This is a genomic window from Pseudomonas sp. FW306-02-D09B, assembly GCF_058782685.1.
This window is the reverse complement of sequence record NZ_JBYSXY010000001.1, coordinates 670,208-682,679: the sequence shown is the minus strand read 5'-3', so window position 1 is coordinate 682,679 and position 12,472 is coordinate 670,208. Positions and strand designations below refer to the sequence as shown.

Genomic DNA, 12,472 nt, shown 5'->3' with positions numbered 1-12,472 from the left:
TAGCCAGTTTCAGATGACGTCGAATCGGGGGCACGTTTCCCTGATGGAGTTTGAAGGCCGTCGCTCATTCCCCCCTTGTTTGACATGCGCGCCCCCGAATTGCCAGGCATCCGTCTCAAGCTCGGTAATGACCTCATCGATCAATGCGTCGATCATTACGTTGTCATGATGATGGGGTGTCGTTATCAAGTGCGCTGTATCGCCAGATACCGCCAGGCAATATTTCTTCGCAATCCTCTGCGACGGACAAGGGAACACTACGGTGATGGAGTTCTCGTTGCGCCAGGCATCAATCCCCGCAGCCTGGAATCGATCCACTGCATACTGGGCTTTTTCCAGGCTGTGGTGGACACGCTGGCGCCAGTCAGCGAACGAGTGGCTGCGTAGCGCCGCCCACATCATCAAGGGTGTATGACCATTGCGCGAGCCGCTGATGGTCTTGTCATGGGCCAGGATGTAGTCCACTTCCACCGAGATGCGCGCAACGTCCTTGCGTTTGGCCACGACGATTCCGCAAGGAATGGGCGAACCGATCATCTTGTGGCCGGAGACGCAGATCGAGTCGATGCCATCGGCGAACGAGAAGGGCTGTGGGTGATCGACGAAAGGCAGGATCATCCCGCTCAGCGCTGCGTCTGCGTGCAGGTAGTAGTCATGACGGGCAATGCCCGCCTGCTGCAGACGCTGTTGAATGGTGGCGATATTGTCGACGGCTCCGCGCAGGGTGGTGCCGATGTTGGCGAAGATGATGGGGTGGCGTTCCTGGTCGGCGGTTATTTTTGCCATCAGGTCGTCGTAGTCGATTTCGCCATTGGCCAATGACTCGACTGCACGACATTTGATCCGTAGCAACTTGACGATCTTCGCAACGGAGTAATGGGTGTCTTTCGAGTAGTACAGGGTGCCATTCGGGAACAGTTCGCGACCCAGGTAGCAGCCAAACATGTTGCCTTCGGTCCCCCCGTTCGTGACGTAGCCCCAGCTGTCTTCGAGCGCGATGTTGAACAGCTCGGAGAAGTACGTCATGACGTCCTTCTCAAAGTCGAATGAGTTCAACAGGTAGTTGCTGTATTCGTTCCAATCCCCGCAGTTGTTGATCGAGAAGCGCAGGAAGCGATGCAGCTGGGAGTAATCGAAGTCCGCTGATTCGGGGTACCCGATATTGAAGTACTGATTCGTTACGCAGTGCTGCCAGAAGCGCTCAAGCCTGCTTTGGTCGGCGGTGGATAAAGTCATACCTAACTCCTTTTAGAGGCCGCCCGGTCAGGCGGCTTTTTGCTTCGTGTCTACCAGCGACCACCAACTGGCGAGCGTGGGCGAGGCCGCCAGCTCTTCGAAGCTCACAGCGATGCCGCGCTCTTTGAGCTCTGCAGCGAGCTTCATCACCCGCAAGGAATCGAGGCCGTAGAAAATCAGGTTTTCCTCCGGGTCCAGGTCTTCACAGTCCTCGACAAGTTGCAGTACGCGGGTGTGTAGCCAGGCGCGGGTGGTTTCCGCCGCCAGGAGTTGGCGTAGTTGTTTTTTGTCGATCTTGCCGACGGCCGTCAGGGGCATGGTCTCGATGAGCCGGATGCGATCGGGGAGTTTGTATTCGGCGATGCCGAGTTCCATCAAGTGGCGTCTCAAGGCCGGTGGTTTAAGAAGGGGGTTACGGGTGACGACGAAGGCGCAGCTCTTTTCCCCCAGTCGGTCGTCAGGCATGGCCACCAGACCGGCGTGGGTCACGTCCGGGTGGAGGACAATGAGGTTTTCGATTTCCTCCGAGGCGACTTTTTCGCCACCGCGGTTGATCTGATCCTTGACCCTGCCGACGACCCGCAAATCGCCTGTCGGTGTGAGCTCAACGAGGTCGCCGGAATAGTAGTAACCCTCATGGTCAAACGCCTGGGCATTCTGCTCGGGGCTTCGGTAATAGCCGCAGAACGTGTAAGGACCGCGAGTGGCGAGCATGCCAGGCTCGCCGTGTGGGACGGGGATGCCTTGTTCGTCAACGATTTTGATTTCGTCATCCGGGCAGATCGGACGGCCTTGAGTGGTGAAGATCTGTTCGTCAGAGTCGTCCAGGCGGGTGTAGTTGATCAGGCCCTCGGCCATGCCGAACACCTGCTGCAACTTGCAGCCGAGCACTTCGGGAACCTGGCGTGCCAGCGAGTCGGCGAAACAGGCGCCGCCGACCTGGAGGAATTCCAGCGATTGCAGTTGCTCTTTGTGCTCCGGCGCGGCCTGCAACCACAAGGCGACTGCACTTGGAACCAGGGCCACGGTATTCACTTCATGGCGCTGAATGATCGAAAAGCACGTCGACGGCTCCGGGCTCGGAGCCATGACGACAGTGCCGCCGGCATACAGGACGCCCAAGGCGCCGGGCGAGCTGAGCAAGAAGTTGTGCGCCGCAGGCAGGGCGCAGAGAAAGCGCGTTTGTGCAGTGAGCTCGCATACTTGCGCACTCGCCCGAGCGTTATAGTGATAGTCGTTATGGGTGCGCGGGATGAGTTTGGGGGTGCCTGTGCTGCCGCCCGACAGTTGGAATAGCGCCACTTCGCCCGGTTCGCTGGGGGAGAAGTCCACGGGGTGCTCACTTGGGGTTTTGATCCAGGCGGTAAGGTTGTTTTCGTCACGCGGTTCGCCCAGCAGCAGGGTGATTTCAGGGCTGGAACCCACTTCCTTGAGGTCTGTGATGTAGCTGTCGTCGCGAAAGACTTCATGCTCGCGAGAGGCGATCAGCAACCTTGGCGTGATTTGCTGGGCGTAGCTTTTGAGTTCCAGTTTTCGATGGCTGTAGAGCGCGTTGAGGGGCGCAATCCCGGCCTTGAGCAGCGCGAACAAGACAATGTAAAACTCTGCAATATTGGGCAATTGCACCAAGGCGGTGTCGCCTTTGCCAAGTCCGCTGGCCGCCAGGCGCGAAGCCAGGTTGGACGACAGCTGCTCCAGCTCGGCATAGCTGAAACGACGATCACCGCAAATGATCGCCGATGCGTGAGGTTGCGACTGGCTGCGTGCCTGGAGAATGTGTGTGAGTGGTTGGTCGATCCAGTAGCCTTTTTCCCGATAGCGCTGTGCTCTGTCGAGGGGCCAGTGATTGAATTCTATAGTCATGATTGTCACTACTGAAAAAGTTCGTATTAGTGGGCCAAACCGCATGCGCGCAGCATGGTGCCGAGTTTGGTCTGGACTTCTGTCCATTCGGAGTCGGGGCTCGAGGCTTCGACGATGCCGGCGCCAGCAAACAGGCGAACCCTGTTGCGCTTGACGGTGCCGCAGCGAATGGTCACCACCCACTCGCCATTGCCTTGGGCGTCGCACCAGCCAACCATGCCGGTGAACAGGCCACGCTCGAAGGGTTCGACAAAGCGGATCAGGCGCCGGGCGCGCTCGGTGGGGAAGCCACAGACGGCCGGGGTTGGATGCAGGCGACAGGCAAGCTGCAAGGCCGAGACGGTCGGATCCGCCAAGGTGCCTTCGATACGGGTGGAGAGATGCCAAAGTGCGGGCGTGCTGATGAGGGAAGGGCGCTGGGGCACATTCAGCTGGGTGCACAGCTCCCCCAGTTGAGTGGCGATGTCCTCGGTCACGAGGCGGTGCTCGTAGTGATCCTTTTCCGAGGCTGACAGCCAATCTGCGTTACGCCGATCCGCTTGTGGATCGCTCATGCGTTTGGCCGAGCCAGCCAGCGGGTTGGAGACGAAGTTCAGACCGTCCTTGTGAACGAGCAGTTCGGGGCTGACGCCGATCAGCGTAGCGCCGTCCGGCATAGGTACACGGAAGTGATAGCCGCTTTGATTCTGGGCCCGCAGATTATTCTGCATGGCACCCACATCCACGTCCTGCGCAAACACCAACTCACGTTGCACCGAGAGCACGGCCTTGCGCACGTCACTGTGGCGGAAGTTGACGATCGCGTGCTCTACCGCACGTTTGAAACCTTGCTCGTCCGGTATGTTTTTTTGCTCGATCAGTTCAGGCAGTGCTGCGACGCCTGTCAGTACGGTGGCGCTTCGTGCTCGCCACTCGGCGTGTTCGGGAATATAGAGGCAAGAGGCTTCAGCAGGATCGAAGGGGATGGCGCCGACGATTATCGGGTTGCTCTGACCGGCCTTGCGCGCCCGGTCGAGGGCTTGCATCACGGTTTTCTGGAACAGGCTATTGGCGTTTTCGCCGCCAATGGCAGGTGTTTCGATTCGCTGAAGCATCCCGGCGACTGTTAGTTCTCGATCGCCGGAGGTAAATGAAAAACTCTCTTTTTCATCAATAGCTTGCACCTCATCCGTGTCATTCGCTCTTAGGGTGCCCGATCTCATTGGGGGAAAGCCTCCGTGGCCTATGGGGAAAAATTAAGTCTTGAAATATAATCATTATCGTTTCTATTATGGGACGCTAATCATTTAGATTTGTCAATCACATGAGTGAGCCATGAGAGAGTTAACTTCAATGCAAGCCGCCTGTTGGATCGGGCGCGCTGCTCATGCGTCTTTAGGGAGAGTTTCGGCTCATCTTTATGCCGAGTTCGATGGTCGTTCCATTGACCTGGAACGGCTGCGCACGGCACTTGAACGGGTATGCCGGCTGCATCCCATGCTGCGGGTCCGGCTGAATGCGGATGGCCTGCAATCCATTGCTTCGATGGACCAGTCACCGCAGCTGGAAGTCGAAGATCTACGCTCGATGATCGAGTCGGAAGTAGCGAGGCATCTGCTCTGCAAGCGCGAGGAATGGACTCATCAGCAGCTTGATCTTGGTCATTGCCCGGGCGTCCGTTTCTCGGTCAGCCTGCTGGCGGACAATGAGTTCCGCTTGCACGTCGATACGGACATGATCGCCATCGACCCATCGAGTTTTCGTACGTTAATCGAAGACCTCGCACGGTTTTATGACGACCCCGACGGACCGGTTCCACACACGCCTTCTTTCTTCGATTGGTACGACAAGGCGCGTACCGACACCTCGCTCAAAGTCGCCCGGGAACGAGACCGCATTTGGTGGCGTGAGCGCCTGGCTGAAATCGCTCCTGCGCCCACATTGCCGTTTCTCGAGGTTCAGCCTGATCAAGCCCGCAGCCATCGATTAAGCACATGGCTTGGCCCCGATGAGCGTCAGGCACTGCAGCGTCTGGCCCGTGAGCGAAGAATGACCCTGTCGACCTTGATGATGGGGCTTTTCGCGGCGGTACTCGGGGCGCAGACAGGGGACCGGAAATTCCGCCTCAACGTGCCCTCGTTCTGGCGTCCGCCACTGGTGGATGACGTCGAGCGGGTAGTCGGTGATTTTGCCAATGTGCTGATTCTCGATGTGGATATCGAGTCGGCCCGCAGCCCCGCTGCCCTTTGCACGCAGATGGCGAAAAGAATGCTCGACTTGCTCGAACATAGCGCCTATTCCGGGGTGAATCTGATGCGCGATTTATCTCGTCATCATGGTTCGCCGCAACTGGCACCGGTGGTGTTTACCGCAGCGCTGGACATGCCGGGCGGCGATCTTCTCTCGGAGCGCGTCCGGCGGGTCTTCGGGCCGATGAACTGGGTGATCTCCCAAGGGCCCCAGGTTGCACTTGACGCGCAGATCGCATGCGCCGACGGCGGCATATTGATCAATTGGGACATTCGCCTTGATGCTCTGCCGCAAGCCTGGGTGTCGGATCTGTTCGATCGTTTCGTGGCGATCGTGCGTGAGGCGTCTGTCTGCTCCGCTGTCCTGGATCAACCGTTTTCTCAGCGCACACTGCCGCTGACCGCTCTTCAGCAGGCCTATCTGCTTGGACGCAGCCCGCAGATGCCGCTGGGCGGCGTGGCCATGCAGGAGTTTCGCGAGTACCGCGGCTCTTTGGATCCTGCTCTGCTGCGAAGCCGTTTGGCCGGGATGGTCCGGCGCCACGAAAGCCTGAGAACACGGATCGATGCGCAAAAGCTCGTGCAGTTTATCAGTGACGAGGTGCAGATAAACCTGCAGGAAATCGACCTCACGGCTCTGTCGCCAGACGATGCCCTTGGCTATGTTGAGGAGCGTCGTGAGGCTTATGCACATGCGCTGTTCGAACTGGATCGCTCGCCCTGGAATGTTACGGTTTTCCTGCTCCCGGAGGGTCATCTGAGGGTTTTTGTGCGCCTTGATGCATTGATTCTCGATGGGCGATCGATCGCAACCCTCATGGTTGAACTGTTCGACGGTGTGGTCGGCGAGGAGCCGTTCACCGAGGTTACGCCCGAGCCAGAAGACCTCGCCCGCCAACGCAAGGCGGATGCCGTTTATTGGAAAGCCAAACTCGCCAGCGTGAGCGGCGCTCCACGTTTGCCGTGGATCACCCCGCTGGACCAGGTGGGCGCTTCTCGCTATGAGCGACAGAGCCTGTTGGTGCCCAAAGCGGCGTTCAGCGCGTTCTGCAAACTGGGAGCGCGGCAACGGCTGTTCAAGAATTCCGCTCTGATGGCGCTGGTGCTGGAAGTGCTTTCCCACTGGGTCGATGAGGGGGGCGTATGTGTTGCGGTGCCTGTTGCTCCGCAAACGAGTGGTGCCTTCGCCAATCGCTCAAGCTTTATCGCGGTCAATTGGAGCACCGATCCAGACGGTTTTGCGCAGCGGGCTACCCAGCTGCAAGTCGATGTGCTGGAAGGTTTGCAACATCTGGCCTTTTCAGGGGTTGACCTTGCCCGGTTGCTGTTCGAATCCCACGGTCCAGGCCCCGTCCTGCCCGTGGTGATCACCAACGGTTTTTCCTGGCCGGTCTCGCCGGCGGACAGTCCCATGAGTCTGTGTGGCGGACTGACCCAGACACCTCAAGTGGGGATGGATATCCGCTTCTCGGCGAATGCTGAGGGTGCCTTGGTGTTCGACATCGACTATGCGCGCGAAGTGCTGGATCCGGCGGTGGTCAGCGATATCTTGAGTGCCTTCGAAAGGGCGATCGGTCAGATCACGGCAAACGGTGTTTTTGCCATTGATACCCCGGCGATTATCGACAGGCGCCACTACCGGCTGAATAGCCCGGTGACCGAGGCGTGCCACGCAGCGTTTCTTGGGCAGATCGCGAGCAATATCTTTGATCGTAGCAACGCCAGAATCGCCCTCATCAGCGGCGACCGGCAAATCAGTTATGCCGAGCTTGGCGACGGCGTATGCCGGGTGATCGCTGCATTGAAAGCGCGCGGACTTTCTCGGCACGATGTGGTTGCCATATGCCTGCCCCGTAGCCCGGAGCACACGATGGTGACGTTAGCCTGTGCACTGACGGGCTTGATCTGGGTCCCCATCGATGCTTCGGCACCTGAGGAGCGACGGCTTTTCCTGCTGGAAAACTGTCGACCTGATCTGGTGGTGATCACCCTGGGCGAGTCTGTTGAGCGTCCTTGCGCGACACCCGATGAGCTGCTGGCAGCGCAAGCCGAGGTTCCACCGGTGATGGAGGACCTGTCGTCAAGCGAAGCGCCGGCCTATTACCTCTATACCTCGGGCACCACCGGAAAGCCCAAATGCGTGGTACTGAGCAACCGAGCCACCGCCAATGTCATTGGTAGCACCCTTGAGCGCTGGGCCGTGACCGAGCGCGATGTGTTCATGTCCGTAACCCCGCTTCACCATGACATGTCGGTTTTCGACGTGTTGGGCTGCCTGACAGCGGGGGCGACGCTGGTACTTCCTGGCTATGGCGAGGAAAAGGATGCGGTGCGCTGGAATCAGTTGATTGCCCGGCATCAGGTGACGTTGTGGTGTTCGGTGCCCGCCATCCTGGAGATGCTTCTTTCTTGCCGCGCTGCTCATGACTTGAAGAGCCTGCGCCTGATTGCGCAGGGGGGGGACTACATCAAGCCCGCCGTGATCGCCGAGCTGCGCGCGCTGCTGCCGGACTCCCGGTTGATCTCCCTTGGGGGGCCGACGGAGACAACCATCTGGAGTATCTGGCACGAGATCACTGCCGATGACCAAGCGCTGATCCCCTACGGCAGGCCCTTGCCCGGTAACCGTTATTTCACCCTTGATTCACAGGGTGAGCATTGCCCGGCGGGCGTTGTCGGCCGAATTCACACGGCCGGGGTCAATCTCGCACTGGGCTACCTGGAAAACGGCGAGCTGACACAGAGCGAGTTCGTGACTGTCAACGATGAACATGGCCAGGCCGTTCGTGCGTTCCGCACCGGTGACTGTGGTCGCTACCGTCGCGATGGCACCTTGATCTTCGACAGTCGGGTCAACGGCTATGTGAAAGTTCGCGGTGTACGGGTGTCGCTCCCGGATATCGAGATCGAGTTGATCAATCACCCATCGGTCAGGCACGTGCTGGTCGTGGATTATGGCGAGCAGCGTCGAGGTGAGGTCTGCATCGGTGCGCTGTATGTCGGCCAGCAGGGTGCCGCGGAGCTGACGGCAACCGAGTTACGCAACTATGCCCGCCAACATCTGCCGCACTCCCATGTCCCCACACGGTTCTTGAGCGTGGGTGAGTTGCCGCTGTCGCAAAACGGCAAGCCTGATCGCCAGCGTGCCCGCAGCCTGCTCACTGCGCCGGCGAATGAAGTGGTCGAGCCTGCCGCCAGAATCATCTCGACCAAGAGAAACAAGGTGCTGGACCTCTACTTGAGTGTATTGGGCCGCCCGTTGGAAGACGGGGTCAATGACGCGGTGGATTTCATCAGCCTGGGGTTGCGTCCCCAGCATTTGAAAGCCATTTCGGCGCGGTTCCAGGAAGACTTTTCGGTGGTGCTTTCACCCGGGCAATTGCTGCGCTGCCGCAATGCACACGACGTCGAACGGCTGCTCATGGCTGAAGGTTCGTGAGTGCCTCTGAATAATAGTGAAATGAATGGAGAGGGGCACCACAGAGCGTGCTCCCTTCTATCCAAAAAGCAGTCCCTTTGGAGATGGATCGGATGACGGATATACCCACTGTAGATATTGCCGGTGTTGGCATTGGGCCCTTTAATCTCGGGCTGGCTGCATTACTGTCCAGGCACACGGGCGTGACGGGTATTTTCCTTGATCGCAAAGCGGAATTTCGCTGGCATGAAGGACTTCTCTTGCCAGGCACGACGCTTCAGGTTCCCTTCCTGGCGGACCTGGTGACGATGGCTGACCCCACGCATCCACTGAGTTATCTGAACTACCTGCATCAGCACGATCGCCTGTATCAGTTCTATTACTACGAGAACTTTCAGGTGCCGCGGCGCGAGTACGACCATTACTGCCGATGGGCGTCGCAGCAGTTGCCCGCCTGCCACTTCGGCGAAGACATCTGTGATGTGAGCTATGACGCGAGCGTTGACCGATTCCTGATTGAGAGCCAGTCCGTGTCCGGCTTCAAACGCCGTTACTACAGCCGGGACCTGGCGATTGGCGTCGGCACCGTGCCGCTGTTGCCGAAATGGGCCCAGCTCAAGAGCACGGCGCCGGTCATGCATTCGGCAGAGTTCGGCAAAAGGCAGGAGCAGTTGGCGCAGTGCCGACGGGTCACGGTGATTGGCTCCGGGCAGAGTGCGGCGGAGTGCGTGCTGGCATTGTTCAACGAGTTGACCCCCGAACGGATTGCGGCCGGAGCTTCGATTCGCTGGATCACGCGTTCGCCGGGCTTCCATCCCATGGAGTATTCAAAACTTGGGCAGGAGTGTTTTACCCCATCCTACATGGAGTACTTCCACAGTATTCCACGGGAACGTCGCCGAGACATCGTTGCGGGGCAGGGGTTGCTGTACAAGGGCATCAGTTTTTCGACCATTGCCCAGATCTACGACCTGATCTACGAGCGCTCGATTGGCGGCGCTGATACAGGTCTGACGTTGCTTTCCAACTGCGAGGTCGAGACTGTGGAGGATGTCGACGGCACGCTGCGAATTGCATACCGGCACCGCGAACTGGACCAGACCAGCACCCTTGAGGCCGATGCGATTGTTGCGGCGACGGGATACGGGCATGCCTGGCCGCAGTGGTTTGAAAGGCTCAAAGGCGTTGTGCTTGAAACCGATGAATTCGGCGACTGTATCGTCCAGGAAGATTTTACGGCGCGCCGCTGCGACGAAGGCACGGGCCGTATTTTTGTGCAGAACGCGGAGATCTTCCAGCACGGTGTGGGTTCGCCGGATCTCGGGGTAGCGGCCATTCGCAATGCGACAATTGCCAACCGGCTACTCGGTCGAACGCACTACCGCTTGCCCGAGCGCTCATCGTTCCAGCGCTACGGCATGCATGAAGCGTAGAGCTTGATGCGCAGGGTCTTGTTAACACTTTTAGCGTTACCAAGACCCTGATTGAGGGTTATGCGCGGATATGATTCAGGGCGATACCGGCTGCATCTGGCGTTGTGAAGCGTGCAAACACGTGATCGATCATTGCGCTGAGGTGTGCCATCTGTTCGGCGCTGTAACGCTCCGAACGGTAGGTGATCACCAGGCGCAGTGAGCGTTTGCCGTCGATCAGGTTTTCCAGGATCTCGAACTGAATACCGAACATCGACTGGTTCTTGTCCGGGTCAATCTGTCGGTAGCGGATCGCTCCTGCGTCTGGCGTGTTCAGGGTGCCGTTCAATGCGTTGTTGGCATGAATCTGGATATAGACGTCGAACAGCAGGCCGTCCTCAGCGGTCATGCCCAAGGCTTGTTGAATCGTCTCCATCGGCACATCGGCATAGGCCATGGAGTCATTGATCAGGTGGGTGACGTTTTCGATCAGAGTGCCCACTGTCTGCTGAGGATCGAACTGCACCCGGTGCGCGACCATGGTGGTGAAGTAACCGACCGTTTCGTAAAACCCGGGGTCGGTGCGCCCGGAAGCCGATGTGCCGATCACCAGATCCTGCAAGTCACCGAGTTTGTGCAGGGACAGCGCGATGGCCGTATAGACCACGCCGAACAGCGACGAGTTGTTCTGTCTGGCGAAGGCATACAGGTTATCGGTGAGGTCCTGGTCGGGTTTGATTTCGAACCATTGAGCCTTCGTCGAAGCGGCTTCGGCAGGCGCGCTCGCCTGATGATCAGGGGAGGGCAGTGTCAAACCGCGGGTTGCATCACGCAACAGGCTCGTCCAATAGTCGAGATGCTGCTGATTGACGCCGGTACTTTGTTCTTGCACGGCGAACTCGTGGAATGAGCGGGCAGGCGCTTCCCAGGTCGGCGCTTTGTCGGCGGCACGGGCGAGGTAGGCTTGGGCCAGTTCTTCCATCATGACGTTGAGCGACCATTCATCAATGGCCATGTGATGGATCAGCAAAGACAGGGTTTGGCGCTTGCGCTGCGAGTCGTAAATGAAGCGAACCCTGAGGGGCAGTTCGCGGGCCAGGTCGAACTGATAAGCGGCTTCGCTTTCCAGTGTTGCCCCTCGGCTCTCATGGCTGGGCCAGAACCATTTGTAGTGGGACAGTTGCGCGATCGGCACGATTTGCTGATACGCCTCAGCGTCCTGGAAGTGGAAGGTCGTACGCAGGCTGGCATGGCGGATGAGCAGGTCGCGGAAGGCTTGCTCGAACAGCGCTTCATCCACGTTGTCGAGGAAATCCAAGGCAAAGGGCAGGTTGAAAATTGTCCCGAACCCATAGGCGACATAAGCCCGCCCGAGGGAGGCCTGGGCCAGCGCGAAAGGCGCGCGCTGCACGTCCTGTGGCAGGCCATGCGCAGACGCTGCCGGGTTGTCATGCGCAATGACGTGGGCCCGTGATGCCAGGGCCTCGGCGGTAGGGGCGCTGAAAAAATCATTGAACTGGACTTCGATGCCGTGGCTGCTCAATAGCTTGCCAATGATGCGGGTGGCCAGCAGGGAGTGGCCGCCGAAATCAAAGAAGTCATCCGTAAGTTGCATGTCGGGCTCAGCCAGGGCGCCACGGAATTCACCAAGGATAATCGTCGCCACTTCACTGCTGTTGGCCGCTGGCCGGGCGTTGGGTGCGCTGGCTGCTGGCGCTGCATCCTTGCCATCGGCCTGACGGCGCAACCACGGGGTGTCGCTGGTCGAGTGTCCGACATAGGCGTTCAGGACCCCGCGATACAGGTCGATCTCCTGGCAGGTCTGGTCGAGGATCTGATGGATCACGAACGCCAGGATAACGTTCTGCCTGGTTTGAATCATCAGCGCCTTGAATGGCGGCTGGCTTTGCGCATCCCACGATGCCGCTTGCCGCGAGAGCAATTGCTCGGTGGCTTCGGCGTCGGAGTGTGAGCGAATGAGTTCGACACAGGATTTCCAGTCACTGGCGTGGACCTTGTCCACTTCGCCGTCGTCGTTGAATTGATAGCGTGCATTCAAATCAGGCAGTGCTTCGATGACGGCCTTGATCGCCAACTCGAGCCTTGAAAGATCGACATCAGCGTCGAGCCGCCAGGCGCAGAGGTGTTTGAGGATGCGTTCGGGGTATTGCTGCTGCAAGAGCCAGATATGTTCCTCGTGACCGTTGACAGATAGCTTCGGTAACGAATCTGGACTGAGTTCCATCATGGAAATTTCCCGCCTTATCAAACTGAACAGTAAGAAGTAGAGGTGGCACCGAGTGCCGACAGACCGA

General features: G+C 58.7%; 6 protein-coding genes. 2 read left to right on the top strand and 4 right to left on the bottom strand.

Going from position 1 to position 12,472, the window contains the following annotated elements:
- Positions 1-9 precede the first annotated feature (9 nt).
- Genes AC3WK5_RS03110 through AC3WK5_RS03100 form a run of 3 tightly spaced genes read right to left on the bottom strand, consistent with a single transcriptional unit; the run spans position 10 to position 4,301 of the window.
- The gene (locus tag AC3WK5_RS03110) at positions 10-1,236 is read right to left on the bottom strand and encodes a histidine decarboxylase (RefSeq protein ID WP_103314537.1); all 1,227 of its coding nucleotides are present in this window, start codon (positions 1,234-1,236) and stop codon (positions 10-12) included.
- A 27-nt stretch (positions 1,237-1,263) separates the two neighbouring features.
- Positions 1,264-3,099 carry a (2,3-dihydroxybenzoyl)adenylate synthase gene (locus AC3WK5_RS03105; protein WP_103314538.1) on the bottom strand — a complete coding sequence of 612 codons (1,836 nt, stop codon included), beginning with the start codon at positions 3,097-3,099 and terminating at the stop codon, positions 1,264-1,266.
- Positions 3,100-3,125: 26 nt separating this feature from the next.
- Entirely contained in the window at positions 3,126-4,301 is a 1,176-nt protein-coding gene (locus AC3WK5_RS03100) for an isochorismate synthase (protein ID WP_103314539.1), read from the bottom strand.
- A 130-nt stretch (positions 4,302-4,431) separates the two neighbouring features.
- On the opposite strand from AC3WK5_RS03100, the gene AC3WK5_RS03095 reads away from it, so the two are divergent.
- Positions 4,432-8,766: an amino acid adenylation domain-containing protein gene (locus tag AC3WK5_RS03095; RefSeq protein ID WP_256585093.1), complete on the top strand. Its 4,335-nt coding sequence runs from the start codon at positions 4,432-4,434 to the stop codon at positions 8,764-8,766.
- Between the two features lie 47 nt (positions 8,767-8,813).
- A complete protein-coding gene (basC, locus tag AC3WK5_RS03090) occupies positions 8,814-10,178 on the top strand; it encodes a putative histamine N-monooxygenase (protein WP_285377802.1) in 1,365 nt (454 codons plus the stop codon).
- A 58-nt stretch (positions 10,179-10,236) separates the two neighbouring features.
- On the opposite strand, the gene AC3WK5_RS03085 is transcribed toward basC, so the two are convergent.
- The gene (locus AC3WK5_RS03085) at positions 10,237-12,405 is read right to left on the bottom strand and encodes a condensation domain-containing protein (protein ID WP_103314542.1); all 2,169 of its coding nucleotides are present in this window, start codon (positions 12,403-12,405) and stop codon (positions 10,237-10,239) included.
- Between the last annotated feature and the right edge of the window lie 67 nt (positions 12,406-12,472).